This is a genomic window from Halalkalibaculum sp. DA3122 (assembly GCF_043951865.1).
Taxonomy (GTDB): domain Bacteria; phylum Bacteroidota; class Rhodothermia; order Balneolales; family Balneolaceae; genus JAMQKA01.
On the sequence record NZ_JBINJF010000001.1, the window covers coordinates 362,270 to 382,761 of the forward strand.

The window sequence follows — 20,492 nt, forward strand, 5'->3', positions numbered from 1 at the left end:
TTGGTGGACAACTCTGCTTTACCGGTGTTCAGGATTTAAAGATCGTACTCAATACAAACCAGATATTTTCCTTTCGTTCGGTCAGCCGCCGTTTAAAATACGGCAACCACATGGTGCCGTACGGCACATATATACGCGTGTTGTATCCCTGTGCCGCCAGTCGTTCCATCGTTTCCTGTCGCAGCCCGTACAACATCTGAACTTCGAAACGCGCCTTGTCGATCTTTTGGTCTTCGGTGTAATCCAGCAGCCACTCTATCAACTGGTCATCATGAGTGGCCATACGCGGGCAGGGCGTGCTATCCAGCAGTTTGGCGGCATATTCTTTGAACGCCTCCCGTATGGCCGGCATCTCCTGCAGGGCTACCTTCGCCGGTTCCTTGTATGCTCCCTTGCAGAGGCGAATGTCAGCCCCCATCGCGGACAGCTCGTCAATATCCTGTTTTGAGCGGTACAGGTACGCCTGGATAACAATCCCCACATGGCTGCCGTAGTTGCCAAATGCTTCCCTGAAAATATCGATAGTGGCCTGCGTATAGTCGGAGCCCTCCATATCTATGCGCACAAACTGGTCGCGTTTCCGGGCCACATCCAGCAAGCGGAACAAATTATCACGGCAAAATTCCGGGCCAATGTCGAGTCCCAGCATGGTAAGTTTAATCGAAATCGTGCTGTCCAGACCCGCCTCCTCTATTCCATGAATCAGGCTGATATAACCGTCCGTCGCCTCACGAGCCATCGTGCGACTTGTTACATTTTCGCCCAGCATGTCGAGGGTTACGCTGATCCCCTTTTGGTTCAGGTTTTGAACTTTGGGAATCGCCTGGTCCAGGGTCTCTCCTGCTACAAATCGACTGGCAAGAAAAAAAGGTAACTTCATTTAGCTGACTATTCTCTTTGACTTTGAAACGTATAGAAAATAAGCATCCGGACTACAAAATGTAGCTGGATTCCCCTGTATCCAGGAAGAATAAGAGTTATGGAAAAATAACCCTGCCAAACCGTTCTTCAGCATTCTTCCAAAGTAATTTCGAATCCTTTTCTGAAACATTCTAACAGGCGATTTCGTAACAAGTTCGTGTTTTAAAATCATAACCTACCGGAGAAAATGATGACTGCTCGTAATATTTATATCGCCAAAGTGCTGATTGCAATGGGCCTTTCGCTGCTGATAACGCTTCTGTTGATTATTCCAGCGTCAGCCAAAACCCTGAAAACGGGTCTCGATGATCCCTATCGAATTGAGGAGTTCAATATAAATGCGCCCGGGGAGCTGGAGGTTCGAACCTCGGGAGGACATATCACGGTGGAGGCCTCGGAAACCGACCTGGTTCGTGTTGAAATGTATGTCCGGCGCGGGGGACGGGAACTGAGTCCATCAGACACAGATCTTGACGATTTTGATATCAATATTTCGCAGTCGGGGAGCACAGTAAAAGCTATTGCGGAGAAGGAGAGCAAATTTTGGAACTGGGGGCGAAATAATCTTTCAATCTCCTTTGTGGTATATACTCCCCGGGAGATGCAAACCCGTCTCCGTACCAGCGGGGGACATATTTCTGTGTCCGGTATTGAGGGTAACCAACGGCTCTCGACCAGCGGAGGACACCTGGAGATGACCAACATGAGAGGCATAGTTGAGGCACGGACTTCAGGCGGACATATCGAAATCCGGGACTTTGCCGGCCAGATGGATGCCCGCACCAGTGGCGGACATATTGAGGCGGAGCAGGCCGAAGGCAGCATCAATTTACGAACCAGCGGGGGGCATATTGCTCTGAAACAGATAGCCGGCAGCATAGAAGCCCGGACCAGCGGCGGCAATATTGAGGCTGAACTGACAGGCGTTGACGAGGGGGTAACCCTCAATACCAGCGGTGGACACATCAATATCAGCGTGCCAGATGGCATCGCCCTCAATATCGATCTCAAAGGGAGCAGAGTCAGTACCAGGCTCAATAACTTTACCGGCGAAGTTGAACGGGACGAGGTGTCTGGCTCATTAAACGGGGGCGGACCAACACTTTCGGCGCGGACTTCCGGAGGCAGGGTACGCATTTCCTACAATTAGTTCCCGGTCAGCTGGGAGTCTGGATTTTCACCAAGAAATTTATTCTTCAGCAAGGAAAAGGGCCGCGCAGACGTACCGTTGTACGTTGAGCAAGTAGATTTTCCCTTTAACGCATTTAACGCAGCTGAAGGGCAGATCTCGCAGCGCTTTACACCCTGTCAAATAAAAAGGTCGACAAAATATGAGGCTAGATACGGCCTGCCATCAGGGTACATGACTTTTGCATACATTATCGTGAGAAATGCAGCCTAGGTCATAGATGTTGGGTCAAACAGAAATTTATTTATTATAAATTCATACAATAAACGTATACTTTACTTCTGTAATAAGAGAAAGAAACTGTTCATTCCGGACAGGTAATCGTTATAATCCGAAATAATAAAAATCAGAGTTATGAAACTCACACACATATTTACGTTTATTGCATTCATCGCACTGGTAGGTGCGTGTGGAGGTGGAGAATCCAGCGATCAACAACAAGCTACCCAGGAAGAGAGCACCAGCGACGTACGAACCATTGAAATCATTGGTATCGATGCCATGAAATTTGCCGTTGAGAGTGATGCCGAGGGCATTTCCGTAGTCGATGACCTGGGATCAAGTGATGAACTCGTGCGTCTTGAAACGATCTCGGCACAACCCGGAGAAGAGATTAGAATTGAACTGACAACCCGCAGCCAGTTGCCCGCTACAGCCATGGCTCACAACTGGGTACTGCTCTCCCTGGATTCGGATACCAAAGCGTTTATAAACGCGGCTGTTCAGGCCAAAGAAAATGATTATATCCCCCAGGATATGACGGATCAAATTATTGCAGAAACTGAACTTGCCGGTGGTGGAGAGACCGTGAGCGTCACTTTTACCGTACCTGAAACCCCGGGGGAATATGAATATGTCTGCAGCTTTCCCGGACACTATTCTGCCGGCATGAGAGGAACACTGGTGGTCGAATAGTAAGCTGAAAATTTCAGTTTTCAATTATATTATACAAAAGCCCGGTAATACTTCTTACCGGGCCTTTTTTTAAATTGACTGAATTCAATTGCTATTTGACTTTCAAGTAAACAGGTTGCCGGGTTTCTACCGCTTTTTCAGAAGCCCTTTGGATGTCGTCAATAAAATTGCTTTCAGAACGGGATAACACGGTAAACCCATTGGTTCCCTTCTCTTCCAGGTCCAGGACAGCTGATCCCGCGGCGCAGGTCACCTTAATATGCATCGGGGTATAAATTCCCAATGTCAGGTTTCCCACAAGCATATTGACAAAACTCAACCGGGTTTCTACCATGGCAACTCCGTTGCTGCACTCCTCGGCCGCCTCAACGGTTTTGGGAGGTACCAGCCCAAAGATCCAGGAGGAGGCAAAACTTTGCTCATAAACCCGGGCGGAAGGTTCCAGATCCGTTGTTACCTTGGCGTGATAACATCCGGAAACGGTCAACACCAGGCACGCCAGCACTACTTTTTTTATTAAGGTCATATCCACTCCATATTTAGTTATTTTTTGTCTTTCAGCTTTTTCACTCAAACCGAATAGCGATACTATATTCGCACATAAATAAATAAAAAACAATATGTTAGGACACGTTTACCGGTTGAAAGTGTTCCTATTTTCTAGTTTCGGAGGACCAATCTCCCTAAATCCCTCTTCTCTAGAGGGACTTTCGGTGGTCATGCCACTGAAAGCAGAAAAATTGCATGTACTTTGCTATGGGAGTTCCTCCCTGGAGAAGGAGGACAGGAGGAGTGATTCTGTATTAACGAAATAGGTGGCTTAAAACAAATTGTTAACCGGTATACGCGTTATCTTAAAATAGATTCTACTAATTTTGCCTGTATTTCTTACATAGGAATTGGCCCCGCCTGCCGCGTTGTTCTCTTCTCCTACTGAAAGAACAGTTCCTGGTGAGGAAATAGGGATTAAGGAGGAATAATAATATACTGGTAGTCCAAACGGTCGTAAATAGAGAGCAATTTGGGAATTTCACCAACCGGGACTGTAAGTGGCACGTTTGGCAACATCGCCGGGCAAGATGGAGTGTGTTGATACCAGGTTACAGCATTTCCTGGAAACGCTCGTAGGCTGCCTTCTGCAATTGATCGCGGTGATCGGGATGAGCAATTTCAATCAGGGCCTTTGCCCGCTGACTCATATTTTTTCCATATAGATTGGCCACGCCGTACTCTGTGACAACATAGTGAACGTGAGCCCGTGTTGTTACCACGCCCGCCCCCTGCTTCAGGTACGGCACAATTCGTGATATACCCTTGCTCGTGGTTGAGGGTAGAGCAATAATCGGCTTTCCTCCGTCGCTGAGGGAGGCCCCGCGTATAAAGTCCATCTGTCCGCCAACTCCGGAATAATGGTACGTCCCGATCGAATCGGCGCAAACCTGTCCTGTGAGATCCACTTCCACCGCACTGTTGATCGCCGTGACCTTCGGGTTTTTGCGGATAACGGCCGTATCATTTGTATAGGCCACATCAAGCATTGCCACCTGGGGATTGTCATCCACAAAATCATACAGTTTCTGGGATCCCATCAAAAAAGTGGACACAATCTTGCCGGGATGACGCTTCTTTTTTTTGTTGTTGATAACCCCGCTCTTTACAAGGTCGATAATACCGTCTGAAAACATTTCGGTGTGGATCCCGAGATCCCTGTGATTTTTTAGCGCTTTCAGCACCGCGTTGGGAATTCCGCCGATTCCCATTTGAAGTGTTGCCCCGTCTTCAACCAGCTCGGCGCAGTAGTTCCCGATCTTTTGTTCAATCTCACCGGGTTCCCCAGCAATATGTTCCGGGAGCGGTGTTTCATGGTCAACCAGTGCATCAAGCTCCGTAACATGCACCATTCCATCTCCATGGGTTCGGGGCATTTTGGGATTCACCTGGGCGATCACATGTTTGGCGGTCTGTACCGCTGCCCTTGAGGCGTCAACAGAGACGCCGAGTGAACAGAATCCGTGATTGTCGGGGGGCGAAATCTGTACCAAGGCTACATCCAGCGGCAAAATATTGTCACGGAATAGGTATGGGGTTTCGCTCAGGAAGATCGGCAGGTAGTCGCCCCGCCCTTCATTGACAGCCTTGCGGACGTTGGCTCCCACGAACAGGGCGTTTACTTTAAAACTTTCACTGTATTGAGAATCGGCGTACGGGGCCGGACCCTCGGTGTGGAGCGAGATTATTTCCACATCCCTGAGCTCTTGATGGCGGGCGGTCATCGCCTCCAACAGGTGGTGCGGGGCAGCGGCTACGCTGTGGACAAACACCCGGTCACCGGATGAGATTAATTTTACAGCTTCTTCGGCGGTTACAAATGTTTCCATAATATCAGAGTTTGGATAAATTTTAAGTTCGCAGATAGCTTTATATTGCTGGACTTCAACATTTATCGCTTGGCTGGTGATTGGGTTGTTAATTTCCACCACACCGCCCCCACTGCCAGCGCGGGTAATACTGCCACGGCGGTCACCACATAATACACCCACATTCCACTCCAGGCAATCGGCCACAGACGCGTCAACAGCAACAGGCTGGCCAGAACCAGGATAACAGAAAGCACCACTCCGCTAAACACCGAGGTTCCCAGCGTCCTACCCTGGAACAGGTACCCAATACCGACCAGGGTAAATCCCCCGAGCAGCAGTATATGCAGGTAAAAAATCCGCAGAGCGTGATCCGACAACCAAAATCCTGACGGCATGACGGAAGCGGCAACCTGCATTACCCCTTTGATAAGAAGCAGCCAGATCGGCCAGCGGAATATGGAATTTAATCGCTTTCCATTTCTCAGGAGGGCATACATAGCCAGACATAACGCAGCGCCTGAAATCAGGCCGCCCGACCGCGCCGTAATGAGCATTTCCGGGGTCACCAGTGTTTCTGAAATTCCATACGGGAACGTGAGGGGCGCACCCAGCAGAATGAGGACCATCAGTACCTGGGACGAAAATGGAAGTGACCCGGTGTTTATTTCCAACAGTTCATCCAGGAGGGCAACCGCGGCCAGAACCACCCATCCCTCGGTGAAGCAGGCCAGGAAAAAGTGCGTTAACGCCTTGCCAACCAGTGGATTCGAAACTCCCGAAAACTGCGCCACCGCCACGCCCCAGGCACCCAGGGAAGAGATGAAGAGCATGACCAGGGAAGCCTCGAACCACCCATTCCGGTCTTCTTCCCCAATATGTTTTCGCATTGACAGGTATCCCGCCATGAAAAGGTACCAACCCACCATAACGAGTCCGGAAAAGATAACGGATAGCGGCAGTGAGGTGCTTCCAACCGTTACGGGACGATATCCAAACAGTAGAAAAAAGGGATAGGATAACAATCCAAAACACAGGATTGCCCAGAGTGAACTGTAGATCAAACTTAGCCCGGAGTTCTCCTTTTTTTCTATCGACTTTATCTCCCCGTACATCAGCAGCAGCGGCAATGCGGACGCCCACCCGAAAAACATCAGGTGGGAGTGGGCGTGACGTATATTTTGCAAACTCAAATCGGCCGGCAGCGGCATTATCATTCCCAGCCGGTACAATACCCCGGTAAGTGCCGCCAGTACAAAACAACACAGAATCACCTGCCACAGGTATCGTCCGACTTTTTTCTCTAGCTGCACTTCGGGGATTCCGGTATTTTTTGGTGATTTAATTCCCGGCTGTTTCCGGCTCTATGGATCGGCCCGGGATCATGATGTGAGACCACGGGGTACCGGGCTCCATCAGCCAGGAGCCGCCTTCACCCGCCGGCGTACTCGAAATACCGGTAGATTCCTCCGTGGCATACGGCACGTAAACTACATAGAGTGGATCCGCCTTCTCTACCTCACCTGTTTCATAGTTAAATCCATCCTGCGGTCCCGACAAGCTGTAAAGTCCCATCGGTTTTTCCGGGTAATGGAGTTCGCCCGCTTCTATCTCCACTTTTCGGATACTGTCCACTTCCATACGAGACAAACCTTCGGCACGGAGTTCCCGACCGCGTTTCATAAATGGGTCCAGTTCCTTGTAATAACAGGCCACATGAAAGCGTGCGTCACCCGGATTATCGGCGAGACAAATCAGTTCATTGCTCCCCTCCCGCAGGGTTGTCAACTTTCCCTGCCGGGTGTAACCATATACCTTGGCCCCCTCCTGCTTGTTCGGCGGAGCGGCACTTACCGCGGCTGCTATCTGCTGCTCTTTAGACGGGGTATCGTTCTGTGCCTGTGCAGCTGGCACGTAAGTCGTGCTGCATATAAATAGGGCTGCTATCAATCCTGTTAATTTCCTCATAACGATGTCAAGTTGGTTGATTTGGAATTCGTTCTTTTTGTCCGGTACATCTGGAAATAAAAACTACATATCATTTTGTTACCAGCGACCCAAGATACGAATTTAACAGCGTATTGAAATAACAGCATACACAAGACTCACGTCGGGAATACAAAGCTTGACTGAAGAACATTTTGTTCAAGGAAGCTTTGCAGAATCTGCTATGTGTGTTGGGAGGTGGTTGTACCACCGATCTTATTGACCTTTTAAACGGGAGTATAACTCCCTCAAAACGAGGAATTAAGGCAAAGTACTCTTCAAGCAAACTTGCTGAAGATCTTTTGCTCATCAAGCCGTAACTGTATTTTCCTTTTCCAGTTTTGCGAAGATATTATTCAATCGTTCTATTTGCTTCTCTGCAGTTTCGGGTATGGAGGCGAGGTTCTCATCCTTGTACGGGGTTCCATCGGCAATCTCAACACAGTATTCGATGCCTTGCTCCAGGTTCTTTCTGAATTTGTTGAGCTTTTTGAGTTCGCCCCCGGTCCCGTCCCATTGTTCAACCAGGTCTTCCAGGTAATCCACATACATGACCATCTCCTTGGCAAACATGTGGGGACGTTCCTCCGGCACCAGCGATTCCCTCCTGCCGTAGATATGATCGACCATCTCCCGGAGGGTGTAGTTGCGATCGAACCAAGCGATGTTGGGACCCGGACAGATCGCCTGCGGGGCTCTCCGTTCTTCCAGGATGCCCAGGTCAATCAGCGCGCCATTGCCCAGGTGATCACATAAACACGCCTTGCCCAGCACCTTTTCACGCATCTTTTCCTTTTCAGCTTCCGGCTTGTCCATCTGGCTGATCTGGTCCAGCTTCAGCAACTGGTACTGGTTGGAGGCGGTACAGATCGGCTGTTCGGTGAACTCGGTGTTCGCCTCCAAAAAGCCCTTGGGACAGGGGGAGCCGGGCTTTCCTTTCTCAATCCGCTCCTGGTGCCACTGATGTGAACCGGTATTTCGGATGTTATTAAACGGGACGCCCAGCGGAGACACACCGCTCAGGTACAGGTCTTGCTCTTTCGCATTTTCCAGCAAGGTTCGCGTGGTCTTGTCCACCGTAGTTGCCTCCGGAACCATCAAAAAAGGGCTGCCCCAGCCGGTGGCATCCATGCCGAAATCATCCAGCAGCCGTTGCGCTTCCCCGGAGGTGCCAATGCCGCCCTGCACCGTAAGCCTGGGCTCGGTAATTTCCCATTCCTCCGAAAAACCGGGGCCTTCATCCTCGTAGTATTTTTTGATCAGGGGCTGGACCGCCTTGCTCAACAGTTCGCGCTTTTCCCTGAACTCCTTCAACAAGCTGGGCAGCAGGTACCCGTCTGAGGCAAACGCATGTCCGCCGCAGTTCAAACCCGACTCAATCCGGTATTCATAGACTTCAAGGCCTTTTTTAGCCAGGTATTTTCCCTGTATCAGGGCCGACCGGAAATCACTTACTTTCAGGATAATCTTCTTTTTAATCTGTCCGGCGGCATCGCGGTAAAAGTCTCTAAACTCGGTAATATAGTTATACAAACGGGGATTAAATCCCGCAGACAACACCAGGCTGGATGAAAGATCGCTGTTGGCGTATCCCCGGAGGGCCGCGTTGGCATCGCTGAATTCGGCGCTCATGGGCGTCCCGTTTTTCTCGTAGTTCAGCCCGTCGACTTTCGCCATGATGTTAACATCGACTGAACCGGGCTGCATCAGCCTAGAGAGCTCGCAGGCCAGCTTGTCCCGAACCGTTCCGCGCCCGGTTTCCATCAACCGATCGTACAGCTTGCGCAGGCTGTTGCCGGGGGGAAGCAGCTCAAAATATTTTGCCTTGTCATTTTCTTCAAAAAATGGCTGCGTCCTGATCTTCTCAAACTTGTCCTGCACAATCTTCTGTACAAGGTTCAGGTAGGCCGTGATACGCCGCGCACGCCCGTCTTCGGCGCTTCGGGGGATATTTGAGTACGAAAAATCCAGCTTTTGACAGTAGAATTTTCTTATTTTTTCGACCAGCAGGTCATCCACAATCGATATCACTGAATCGATCCCGTAGGGCCCCACGCGAATTGGTGAATCGATGGAATGACCGGTCCCCATGACAGGAATGGAAAAAGTGTGGTTGGATGTATTCATAAACAGATTGCTGTAGTTGGAATGTCAGGGTGGAAGAGTCAACGCCCTTCCACCGCTCTTTGCGCATTCAGGAGGAAGCCGCCAATGGTCGGCCCCGAAGATTGATTATTTAATTGAGTCTCTTTTCCAGTTCGAGCGCCTTTGGGAAAAGAATGTTGTTCTCCAGGTGTACGTGCTTGTGCAGATCATCCCGGAACTCCTCCAGGCTTGCATACAGCACGCGGTAGGTGGCGCAGGCGTCACCTGGTGGCGTAAAATCATTACTGAGTTCCTGTATCTTCTCCATGGCGCCGCCCGCCTCTTCGTGTTCTGCCTCCATCATGCTGATCGGATTCGCTGCTGTTTTGAAATGGGGAATTTTTCGCTTTCCTCCACTCTTCGCGGCAACCACCAGCGATTTCACATAGGGAAACAGGATCTCCTCCTCTTTCTGAAGATGGTCGCTGAGTTCGGGAGCCAGCGCTTCGAACTGCTTCAGAATCTCCACATTTTCAGGATGCGATCGGCCGTGGACTTTGGCTACTTTCTGCGCATACAGATGAATCTCCGGCAGCTTGTTCCGCACATAGTTGTGGTGGTTGTTTATGATATAATCGATCAGGAAGTCCGCCGACCAATCCTTGTAATTGTCAGAAGCGCCGGCGCTTCCTCCGAGCATCGAAAGCTCGCGGGCTACAGACTCCAGGTCTACACCCTCTTTTTCACACGCCTCGGCCACTGTTCGTCCACCGCCACAACAAAAGTCGAGTCCGTGATTCTTAAATACCTGTGCTGTTCGGTAATCATCTGCTACAATTTCTCCAATTGTTCTTTTTGCTATCATAATCCAGTATTTGTTGAATTTTAAAACGTTGTCGTATCCTTTAATTCAGGAGCATACAATATAAAAAATTAATAAGACTATTTTGTCTTTTATTATTTTCTTTTTTCTGCGGCCACCTGGTGGCCCCGAAATAGTCACGATTTTTAGAATACCGATTTCAACCACTCGTTCGCTATAAACCTGGTATCACGAAGTCTCATGCCGTATTTTCGTGCCCTGCTTCAAGTGGTGCAGGAGCACAATCCAGGCACCAAAAACCAGCAGTGCCATTACCTGGTGTGCCACGGCCAGCGCCAAAGGCACATTATATACCAGGGTAAATACCCCGAGCAGATATTGCAGCAATACAAACACAACCAGTACAGTCAACCTGAGTAATATGGGGCGATCCCGGTTTTCGGCGACCACACGTACCCAGAACAGGATCACCATTCCAGCCAACAATGTGCCCAGTATGCGGTGACTCCACTGTACCAATGCGGGATTTTCGACAAAATTCAATATCAGCGGCTCCAGCGACCATACCGTTCCCGGTAAAACCATCCCATTCATCAGGGGAAAACTGTTGTAGATGTATCCCGCCTTGAGACCCGCAACCAGCGCTCCCCATACGACCTGTAATACAAGTAATGCCCCGATACCATACATCCAGCCGAACAAGCCGTCCGTGTTAGATGCCCGGACGGTCGTTTTGTTCGCATCCGCCCTTTGCAGATCGAGGGCAAGCCACACGCAAAATCCAAACAACAAAAATGCCAGTACCAAGTGTGCGGCCAGCCGGTAGTGACTCACATAGGGTACGTCAACCAGGCCACTTTTAACCATAAACCAGCCCATCCCACCCTGGGCGGCTCCCAGCAAGAACAGTCCCAAGAGCTTTTTGAGCTGAGTCCGGTTAAAATAGCCGCGATACCAGAACCAGAGAAACGGTCCAACAAAAACGATGCCGATAAAGCGACCGGTTACCCGGTGCAGGTACTCCCAGAAATAGATCTTTTTGAATTCCGCGAGCGTCATTCCCGCATTCACCTGCTGGTATTCCGGGAACTGCTTGTACCGGTTAAAAACCTCCATCCAGCTCTCATGGCCGGTGGGAGGAACGGCTCCCAACAGCAGATTCCAGTCAGTCATGGAAAGCCCCGAGCCGGTCAGCCTGGTAATACCCCCGATGGCCACCATCAGGAGAACCAGGCCGGCCCCGGTCCAGAGCCAGAAAGCAACAGCGCGATCGTTTTTGTGCCCCGATTTCCGCATCAGTTGGAGACGAGCTCTTCACTTTCCTCGCGACCTTTTCCCAACTCTTCGGTTGACTCCCCCCTGAGCCGCGCCTGTGCGGCCGCGAGCCGTGCTACCGGCACCCGGTACGGGGAGCAGGAAACGTAGTTGAGGCCGAGATTGTAGCAGAAGGCGACGCTGCTCGGATCTCCTCCGTGCTCGCCACAGATGCCCATCTTGAGATCAGGCTTTGCCTCATGCCCTTTCTCAACCGCCATGCGCACCAGCGAGCCTACGCCCTCTTCATCGAGCACCTGGAAGGGATCGTTCTTGAGGATGCCCTCATCCAGGTAGAGTTCCAGGAATTTACCGGCGTCATCGCGACTGTAGCCGAAGGTCATCTGGGTGAGATCGTTGGTTCCGAACGAGAAGAATTCCGCTTCGGAAGCGATCTTGTCGGCCACGATGGCGGCACGGGGAATCTCGATCATGGTACCCACCTTGTAGTCCACTTTTTCGCCCTGCTCCTTAAACACTTTTTCAGCGACCAGGTCGATAACATGCCGCTCGTGGATAAACTCCTCGGAGGTTCCCACGAGGGGAACCATGATCTCCGGAATGACCTCTTTGCCTTTTTTCCTGATCTCAACAGCGGCCTCGAGTATCGCCCGGGCCTGCATCTCGGTAATCTCCGGATAGGTTATACCAAGCCGGCAGCCGCGGTGTCCCAACATCGGGTTAAACTCGCTGAGCAGGCGAATTTTCCGCTTCAGTTCTGTCTCCCTGATCCCCAGGTCTTCTGCCAGCGCCGCAATCTCCTCGTCCTCGTCCGGGAGAAACTCGTGCAGTGGGGGATCGAGCAGGCGCACCGTCACCGGCAGGCCTTCCATCGCTTCAAATATGTCGACAAAGTCCTGCTTCTGATATGGCAGCAGGGCTTTGAGAGCCTCACGCCGCTCCTCTTCACTCTCCGAGATGATCATGCGACGCATCGCCTTGATCCGCTCTTCTCCAAAAAACATGTGTTCGGTGCGGGCCAGCCCGATGCCCTGGGCCCCGTATTCGCGCGCCTTGGCGGCATCTTCAGGTGTATCCGCATTGGTTCGCACATCCATATCGCGGAACATATCCACCCATTTCATGAAGGCGTGGTAGTTGTCATCAAATTTGGGCGGCTCCACTTCCTTTTTGCCGCTGATCACCGTACCGTGCGCGCCGTCAATCGATATCCAGTCGCCGGCATGAACCGTAATCTTACCGTTGGTAAAGGTTTGATTCTCATAATTGATGATGATGTCACCACAACCAGCCACGCAGGGTTTTCCCCAGCCGCGGGCGACCACGGCGGCGTGACTCGTCATTCCACCCCGTGAGGTCAAAATGCCCTCCGCGGCAGACATGCCCCCCACATCCTCGGGGCTGGTTTCGATACGCACCAGGATAACCGGCTCCCCTTTCTCCTTCATCTCCTCGGCTGTTTCGGAATCAAATACCACTTTTCCGACGGCGGCCCCGGGTGAGGCGGGCAGCCCTTTGCCGATGATTTCATCGTTGTCCACGGATGACTCATCCAACTGCGGGTGCAGGAGCTGGTCCAGGTGATTGGGCTGCACCAGGTTTTGCACCGCTTTATCCTTGCCCAGGATACCTTCATCCACCATGTCTACCGCAATCTTTACGGCTGCAGCCCCGGTACGTTTCCCGTTTCGGGTCTGAAGGATGAAAAGCTCTCCCTGCTGAACCGTAAACTCGATATCCTGCATATCCTGGTAATGCCGCTCCAGCTTGTTCGTAAACTCGCGGAGCTCATGGTAGGTTTCCGGCATCACTTTTTTAAGCTCATTTATATTCCTCGGGGTCCGTATTCCAGCCACCACATCCTCTCCCTGGGCATTGACCAGGAATTCACCGTACAGCTCGTTTTCGCCGTCGGAGGGATTCCGCGTAAAGCAGACGCCCGTGGCACAATCATTGCCCATATTGCCGAATACCATCGCCTGCACATTTACAGCCGTGCCCAGCAGACCGGTAATTTTGTTGATTCTCCGATATTTGACCGCCCGCGCACTGTCCCACGACCCGAATACAGCGCTGATGGAGTGGTGCAGCTGCTCCTGCGGATTTTGTGGAAACATATCGCCGGTATACTTGCGATACACCGCCTTGTAACGATCCACCAGCTCCTTCATATCCTCCACTTCCAGCTCGGTATCCAGTTCCACCGACTTTTCGTCTTTCAGGCGCTGCAGGGCTTCTTCAAACGCTTCGTGGGGAACCTGCATGACCACATCGCCGAACATATCGATAAAGCGCCGGTAGCAGTCGTAGGCGAACCGCTCGTTGTCTGTTTTCTTCGACAGTCCCCGCACCGAATTGTCATTAAGACCTAGATTCAGCACCGTGTCCATCATGCCGGGCATCGACTGGGCAGCGCCCGAACGCACCGACACCAACAGGGGATTGGAGGAATCTCCGAATTTCAGTCCCATCAGCTCCTCGATATGATGAATAGATTCCTGAACCTGGCTTTCCAGTCCCTCAGGCCACTGCCCGTCATTTTCGCTGTAGTACTGGCAGACTTTGGTTGAAATAGTAAACCCGGGAGGGATCGGAAGACCAATACTGCTCATCTCCGCCAGGTTCGCTCCCTTGCCCCCGAGCAGGGCTTTCATCGCCCGATCGCCTTCTGCGGTACCGCCTCCGAACTTGTACACCATTTTCTCTGTTTCCATAATCTGCTCCTTATACCGTTTTTGAAAATTTGCGGTCGACCTTCACCTCATCCAGGTATCGATCAAAACACATCGCAATATTACGCAGGAAGAGTCGACCTTGTTCAGTAATTGAGATTTCACTTCCGTTGATTGTGACCAGCCCGTCCCGTTCGAGGTCGGCCAGCTTTTTGAGTGCCTCACTAAAGTAGGTATCAAATACTATGCCCCATTTTTCCTCCATCTCAGAACCGCTGAGGCCCATCCTGCACATGATTTGCATAATTGCATCTTTGCGGATCCGATCGTCCTTGCAAAGCTGCAACAGTTTGCGCACCGGCAGGGTGTTATTACCTAACGCTTCGTAATATTCATTCATTTCCTTGCTGTTCTGCCAGTAGATCTCTCCAACATTAGATATGGCCGACATGCCGAAGGCGTACAGGTCAGCCCCGGCCAGGGTACTGTAGCCCTGAAAATTGCGCTGCAGGGTGCCGTGGTCCATCGCCCGGGACAGCTCCTCATCCTTTCGTGAAAAGTGATCCATCCCGATAAAACGGTAGCCGTTTACAGTAAAATGGGATATGGCATCCACGAGCATGGACAGCTTTTCGTCGGTGGTGGGCATCTCATCCACATTCAACAGCTTCTGGGACGGCATCACCTGCGGGATGTGGGCGTAACTGTACACGGCCAGGCGGTCGGGCTGGAGCTGCAGCACGTCGTCCATCGTTTTGAGGAATGTTGACCGTGTTTGGCGCGGCAACCCGTAAATCAGGTCAAAGTTGATGGAATCGATACCCTCCTCCCGCAGCCACCCCGTAACGCGGCGGGTCTGCCCGAACGGCTGAATTCGGTGAATCGCCTCCTGCACCTTGGGATTGGTATCCTGCACGCCCAGCGATGCCCGGTTGCAGCCGATAGAGCGAAGGGTCCGGATATGATCGCGCGTGCAGCGGCGTGGATCGATCTCCACGCTGAACTCCGTATCCCCCGAAGTATTGAACCGTTCGCGGATAGATTTCCCGAGCCGTTTAAGCTGAACCGGCGTCAAAAAGGTCGGAGTGCCGCCTCCAAAATGAATTTGGACGACAGGGGATTCCGGGTGCATCAAGGCTTTTACCTGGTCCATTTCCCGGTCCAGGTACTCCAGGTACAGGTCGCCCCGGTCCTGGTCCTTGGTGATCACCTTGGTGCAGCCGCAGTACCAGCAGAGCGAAAAACAGAAGGGAATGTGAAAATAGAGGGATATCGGCCGGGGTTTTCGATTATGCTCCAAAAGATACTTTTTCAAATCCGGGACCGCCTTCTCTCCCACTTCCCTGAACTGGACGGCCGTGGGATACGAGGTGTAGCGCGGACCCTGCACGTTGTACTTTTTGATAAGATCGATATCTATGTTTGAAGCATCCATTTGTTGTATTATCTCATTGAGCTGGAAAAAATTCCGAGATCAGTTTGCAAAGATCTGTTTTGGGATAAATTCCGTGGCTTCCTGGGAAAGCTCATAGACACAATCTTTGTGAAGCACCGAAGGCCTCCGCTTCAGCACCTTTTCCAGTGTCTCCTTCTCAATCTCAAAATAGAAGGATGAACCGTGCTCCTCCCTGATTGCCAGGCAGGTACGGGGCATCGCTAAGTGACGGTTGCTCTTCCCAAAAAAGTTGGCGTAACACAGCACGATATACACAATCTCCCCGCTCCGGGGATTAAGCATCACATTTTGAACCACGCCGATATCCTCACCCGCGGGAGTCTTTATTTTTGTTCCCATGATATCCGTTACCAGTTGTACACTATTCTTCATCTTATCTTTTACTTTTTTGCGTTTTGAATCTGAATTATTTTCTACTGCTCATGGAGCTGGTATTGATTATGCAACTACTGTGCCGGGTTACCAGAATTATGACTGGTTCATTAAGGGCTTTGCAGAACCTGATGCTTAAGTTGGGAGGAGATGGTTGTACCACCGACCTTCTATAGCCGCTTAAAGCGGGAGTGCAACTCCCTCCGAACGGTGATTCGAATGTTTGGCAAAGTCCTCTCATTTTAACCGCACTATCAATATTTAAAAGCCTCGCTGCCACATCACCCTGGATATTCATTCCCCGGATGGGCAAAAAAACGAACCCAATACAATACCGGAGACGATAACGCGGCAACCTGACGGCAACCTTTCACGAGCTAAAAATCCTTCTTCAGGAACAGGCGGCTTCCTCTCCAGAGCGGCACAACCAGCCAGAGCAACAGGCAGAAACCCGCCACGCCGATGCCGAGCATACTGCCGAAAAAGCGATTGAACACCGCGCCGGTGTATCCCATCAGGGCGGAGACGTCAAATTCCAGCAGCACGGTGATCCGCGCCAGGTCTATCGGATTCAGCATGGTCATGGCCAGCATCGGTTCCTCTATGGGATAGTCGCCCAGCAAAAAGATCGCCAGCAGCACCAGTCCGTCATAGATTACGGCCAGGAACAGCCAGCCGACCAGCGCAAACCCGAGTCCCTTGATACGGTCGTTAAAAAACCGGAGTCCCAGCCAAAATCCCAGGCCGGTAAACAGCAGGGTCAAGAGGTTTCCGAGTACTAATATCAGCAGTGTGGATTGCAGGCTTGCCGTGGCGACCATTCCGGTATAGACCATCGGCAGACCCACCCCGGCGGTAAATGCAAGCGCCAGGGGCACCGACAGGCCGCCAAACAGCCCCCAAAACAGCGTGGAGCGGTTCAGCGGCTGGGCCAGCAGCAGTTCGGTAAATTCGCGCGACTGGTACAGGTAGAGCGCCCCGTAGATCATGCCGACGAGAGGGATCAACAGCAGCATGATGTTGGCAATACTGAGCATCGCCTTGGGACCCGTACCGCCAAACCGGATCATGGCGTCTGCTATGATCAGGTAGATCAGGGCATAACCGATAATCCACTTACCCCGGAACAGGTCTTTCCACTGGTATTTTAAGATTGTGAATGCCTTCATGCTGCGGTCTCCTCCATCATTTTTGCCACGGCGCCTTCAAGCCGCTGTTCCTGTTGTTTTTCGATCAATTCTTTCATGGGGCCGTGATACCGGATTTTTCCCTCCACCAGGAAAATCAGGTAATCCGCCAGCTCCTCGATTTCACTCATAATGTGGGAGGTGAGGAGCACCGTTTTTCCCTTTTGCTTTTCGCGATGCAGCAGCTTTTTGAACTGCACGCTGGAATGGGGATCGAGACCCGCCGTGGGTTCATCAAAAATCAGAATCTCCGGGTCAAACATCAGCGCCAGCACGGCTCCCACTTTTTGACGGGTCCCCCCGGAGAGCGTGCGCATTCTCTTGTTCAGCTCCGGCGCAAGACCGAAATGGTTGATCAACACTTCTTCATTCGTCTGTTCCACGTCGCGGACCTCCTTGATAAACGCAAAAAGTTCGCTCACCGTCATGTTTTCGGGATAACGCGCAATCTGCGGCATATAGCCGATTTTTTGACGATAATCCCACCGCCCGGCGACAGACTGCCCGTCGATCAAAATATTTCCTGCATCCTGCCGGACCAGCCCCAGCAGGGTCTTGATGGTGGTGGTTTTCCCGGAGCCATTGGGTCCCACAATACCGGTAGCCTGGCCGGAGGGGATCTCGAGCGTGATGTCATCAAGCACGGTAAGGGGACCAAATTTCTTTTGTAATCCTTGTATTGAAATCATGATACTTCGGTCATTTTCGGTTGGGGATCAATAAGTGTTTCTGGGGTGAGCGCAGGCATGATGCGTTCAGCGGCATCCAGGATGTCGATCAGCAGGCTGCGCAACAGCAGCAGTGACTGCGGCTGTTTTTCCACCAGTATTGAGAACAGGCGCACTGGACGGTGGGGGATGTCACCGACCCCGTCCCGGTCCAGGTCATACCCTTCATATTGACTCCAGTAGTTGTTCCTGAATTCGTTGTAGTTTTTCATGCTGTTGGTTGACACCTCGAAACTGTTTGACAAAAAATTATTTTCACTGAACAGGTTGTCGGTGGAGTTGGCCATCAGCTTTATGGCCCAGCCGTTTTGCCGGAAGGTGTTGCCGCGAATATCGTTCCGGTTCGTAGATTCGATGTACAGGCCCACCGAGTTGTTGTTAAACTCGTTATTCACAATTTTGCTGCGGTTAATCTCTTTAAGCAGCATCCCGTAGGCCGAGGAGCCCCAATTATCCTCAAACCGGTTGTTGATGATCTCTACATTTGTGGTGTACATCACCGCCACGCCGCCGCCGTTGTCCCGGAAGGTGTTGCCTTCGTAGCGGCAGTTGTCGGAATACATGAAGTGGATCCCGTAGCGGATATTTTGCTCACTAAGATTTCCGGATATGGTGGCTCCGTCCACGAACTCAAAATAGAGGCCGTCGCGGTGTCCCTTGACGTAGTTATCTTCGATTCTGGTATCCCTGGAATACCAGAGGTGAATGCCGTTTCCGGATTTCGTTTCCCGAATGCCGGAGGCGGTAATATGATTGTTTTTCAGCACCGCATTCGAGGATTTTGCCAGGTAGATTCCGAAAAAGTTATCAGTCAGGGTAACGTTTTCGATCACCGTGTTGTCGGTATCCTCTACCAGGATTCCGGCATAATCCTCCATGAAACTGGTGCTGGCGTTTGTTACTTCAATATTTTTAACCGTCACATCATCAGCGGAGACAACCAGCACGAACCCTTTGCGATCGCCGTCTATCGTGACATCGCCTTCCCCGATAAGCGTCAGCGGTTTGTTTATGGTGACGTCATATTCCATGTACCGGCCCTCTTTGACGATGAGCGTATCCCCCGGCGCAGCGCGGTTGATACCCTGCTGGACGGAGGAAATCGGACCGTTTTTTGCCACCGTCACCGATTGCGCCCGGGCGGTTTGACCGGCCACCATCAGCAACAGCATTATTAATAATCCTTTTATTTCTTTTTTTGTCCACATTTCTCAATCCTTGTTAATTAAATGTGTGTTTGGGCTTGCAAATACAATGAACAAGAACCGTGCATACACACGGGGCAAGATCATCTAACCTCTCAGACACTGACGCAAGCGTCTCGCTTGTGCCTTTTTTGTAACTTTGACGTGTATATGGTACGAGCGAGACGCTCGCACCAGTGAAGGAATAATACCAAACCAAAGATCATATCCTTTAGACCTTAACATTTACATCTCCGTTTGGGAGACCTCATCCCAGCTCAGCAGTTTGCCGGGATAGTCCTCCAGATGCTGGGATGCCGCTTCCCCGGAGGGGAACGCCAGCAGTGATTCGCCCATGGGACTGTTGACAACCTCGCTTTTCACAAACTGTGCCTCCATGGCGGGAAGCCATTCGCCGGGATCGGCATAGTTGCTGACCCATAACCTGGCACCTTCCAGCTCATCGCTGTTGGTTCGATGATAAACGGCCATACATTCAATGGCGTCAAACTTAAACGCTTTGCCTTTATCCGTAACAACCTGGGAGGCAAACCGGTTGTCGGTGATCATCATCTTACAGTGGGCACACTCGTCGCTTCCGTAATGCAGTTCGGCCGGTTCCTGGCTGCACGACGCCAGAAGGACCAGCAATGCCATCAGCAATATTTTTTTGATTGAGGTCATGGTTCAGTTCACTTCATTATTATGCAGCTGCTTTCTTGTTATCTGCCTGCTTTTTACCAGCTCCTTTTGAATTACCTGTTTTCCACCAGATCAGTCCCGCCACACTCATGGACAGCAGCGCTATATAAAACCCTATGTGAGGCTGAGATATAGCGTTAATATTCAACAGTTGCTTGCTGCCGATAAGCGGGGGCTGGTAGGTCATGCCCGGTACCTTGATCGGGGCATTGGGATTTAAGTTATGCCCGTAGTCATATCCCCAGATGTAGAAGTCCACCAGTCCCGCAATAGCCAGCAATACAAATATACCCAGCCAGGCCAGGATCCACTTGCGGTTGCCCCGCCATGCGATGGCCAGCCCGGATACAATCAGGAATCCAAAGATAAACGGCATGATCTTTAACTCGGGGATAGACTCCGGGGTAATCGGTTTCATCCCGATATAGTGATTCAGTCCATTTATATTCTCCAGGTCGTGGGGACTTTTCCCCTCAATATTGTTGACCGTAATATTCATACCGATGCCCTCCGGGTACTGCGGTGCTTCCATGCTGATACTCCAGAGCGGGAAAAAATAGATCAGGAGCAATAGCAGGGCGGCGAGGGCCATTCCGATTCTTTGTTTGGAGCTCATGGTTCTGGGTTCAATATTTATTTT

General features: G+C 51.2%; 18 protein-coding genes. 2 read left to right on the forward strand and 16 right to left on the reverse strand.

The genetic code is table 11. From position 1 onward, the window contains the following. Positions 1-28: 28 nt before the first annotated feature. A complete protein-coding gene (locus tag ACG2F4_RS01510; protein ID WP_395257579.1) occupies positions 29-880 on the reverse strand; it encodes a proline dehydrogenase family protein in 852 nt (283 codons plus the stop codon). Positions 881-1,108: 228 nt separating this feature from the next. Here ACG2F4_RS01510 and ACG2F4_RS01515 point away from each other — a divergent pair, with 228 nt between their 5' ends. Both ACG2F4_RS01515 and ACG2F4_RS01520 read left to right on the forward strand, forming a co-directional pair. After that, positions 1,109-2,071, forward strand: coding sequence for a DUF4097 family beta strand repeat-containing protein (locus ACG2F4_RS01515; protein ID WP_395257581.1), 963 nt, complete (start codon positions 1,109-1,111; stop codon positions 2,069-2,071). Positions 2,072-2,464: 393 nt separating this feature from the next. Continuing rightward, positions 2,465-3,025: a plastocyanin/azurin family copper-binding protein gene (locus tag ACG2F4_RS01520; RefSeq protein ID WP_395257583.1), complete on the forward strand. Its 561-nt coding sequence runs from the start codon at positions 2,465-2,467 to the stop codon at positions 3,023-3,025. A 91-nt stretch (positions 3,026-3,116) separates the two neighbouring features. Here the strand turns inward: ACG2F4_RS01520 and ACG2F4_RS01525 are convergent, their stop codons facing one another. The 15 genes from ACG2F4_RS01525 to ACG2F4_RS01595 form a co-directional block, all read right to left on the reverse strand. After that, a complete protein-coding gene (locus ACG2F4_RS01525) occupies positions 3,117-3,551 on the reverse strand; it encodes a Bor/Iss family lipoprotein (protein ID WP_395257585.1) in 435 nt (144 codons plus the stop codon). A 574-nt stretch (positions 3,552-4,125) separates the two neighbouring features. Continuing rightward, the gene (locus ACG2F4_RS01530; RefSeq protein WP_395257697.1) at positions 4,126-5,406 is read right to left on the reverse strand and encodes an acetyl-CoA hydrolase/transferase family protein; all 1,281 of its coding nucleotides are present in this window, start codon (positions 5,404-5,406) and stop codon (positions 4,126-4,128) included. Between the two features lie 59 nt (positions 5,407-5,465). Beyond that, positions 5,466-6,695, reverse strand: a complete 1,230-nt coding sequence (locus ACG2F4_RS01535; RefSeq protein WP_395257587.1) for a hypothetical protein — start codon at positions 6,693-6,695, stop codon at positions 5,466-5,468. A gap of 28 nt (positions 6,696-6,723) precedes the next feature. Further along, positions 6,724-7,350 (reverse strand): hypothetical protein, encoded by a 627-nt coding sequence (locus ACG2F4_RS01540; RefSeq protein WP_395257589.1) that lies wholly within the window; start codon positions 7,348-7,350, stop codon positions 6,724-6,726. 327 nt (positions 7,351-7,677) lie between these two features. After that, positions 7,678-9,495, reverse strand: coding sequence for a hypothetical protein (locus ACG2F4_RS01545; protein ID WP_395257591.1), 1,818 nt, complete (start codon positions 9,493-9,495; stop codon positions 7,678-7,680). A 109-nt stretch (positions 9,496-9,604) separates the two neighbouring features. Continuing rightward, positions 9,605-10,318 (reverse strand): iron-sulfur cluster repair di-iron protein, encoded by a 714-nt coding sequence (gene ric, locus ACG2F4_RS01550; protein WP_395257593.1) that lies wholly within the window; start codon positions 10,316-10,318, stop codon positions 9,605-9,607. 186 nt (positions 10,319-10,504) lie between these two features. Beyond that, on the reverse strand, positions 10,505-11,572 hold the full coding sequence (locus ACG2F4_RS01555; RefSeq protein WP_395257595.1) for a COX15/CtaA family protein: 1,068 nt from the start codon (positions 11,570-11,572) through the stop codon (positions 10,505-10,507). Further along, positions 11,572-14,265, reverse strand: coding sequence for a pyruvate, phosphate dikinase (gene ppdK / locus ACG2F4_RS01560; RefSeq protein ID WP_395257597.1), 2,694 nt, complete (start codon positions 14,263-14,265; stop codon positions 11,572-11,574). The genes ACG2F4_RS01555 and ppdK overlap by 1 nt, the downstream gene beginning before the upstream one ends. Before the next feature lie 10 nt (positions 14,266-14,275). Beyond that, positions 14,276-15,658, reverse strand: coding sequence for an oxygen-independent coproporphyrinogen III oxidase (hemN, locus tag ACG2F4_RS01565; protein WP_395257599.1), 1,383 nt, complete (start codon positions 15,656-15,658; stop codon positions 14,276-14,278). A gap of 39 nt (positions 15,659-15,697) precedes the next feature. After that, positions 15,698-16,051 (reverse strand): PRC-barrel domain-containing protein, encoded by a 354-nt coding sequence (locus tag ACG2F4_RS01570; RefSeq protein WP_395257601.1) that lies wholly within the window; start codon positions 16,049-16,051, stop codon positions 15,698-15,700. A gap of 377 nt (positions 16,052-16,428) precedes the next feature. Next, a complete protein-coding gene (locus ACG2F4_RS01575) occupies positions 16,429-17,220 on the reverse strand; it encodes an ABC transporter permease subunit (RefSeq protein ID WP_395257603.1) in 792 nt (263 codons plus the stop codon). Beyond that, complete coding sequence (locus tag ACG2F4_RS01580; protein WP_395257605.1) at positions 17,217-17,927, reverse strand: ABC transporter ATP-binding protein; 711 nt, start codon at positions 17,925-17,927, stop codon at positions 17,217-17,219. The genes ACG2F4_RS01575 and ACG2F4_RS01580 overlap by 4 nt, the downstream gene beginning before the upstream one ends. Continuing rightward, positions 17,924-19,174, reverse strand: a complete 1,251-nt coding sequence (locus tag ACG2F4_RS01585) for a nitrous oxide reductase family maturation protein NosD (protein ID WP_395257607.1) — start codon at positions 19,172-19,174, stop codon at positions 17,924-17,926. Before ACG2F4_RS01585 ends, ACG2F4_RS01580 begins: the two co-directional genes overlap by 4 nt. A gap of 222 nt (positions 19,175-19,396) precedes the next feature. After that, positions 19,397-19,834 (reverse strand): nitrous oxide reductase accessory protein NosL, encoded by a 438-nt coding sequence (locus ACG2F4_RS01590; RefSeq protein WP_395257609.1) that lies wholly within the window; start codon positions 19,832-19,834, stop codon positions 19,397-19,399. A gap of 19 nt (positions 19,835-19,853) precedes the next feature. Continuing rightward, entirely contained in the window at positions 19,854-20,468 is a 615-nt protein-coding gene (locus ACG2F4_RS01595) for a hypothetical protein (RefSeq protein ID WP_395257611.1), read from the reverse strand. Positions 20,469-20,492 lie beyond the last annotated feature (24 nt).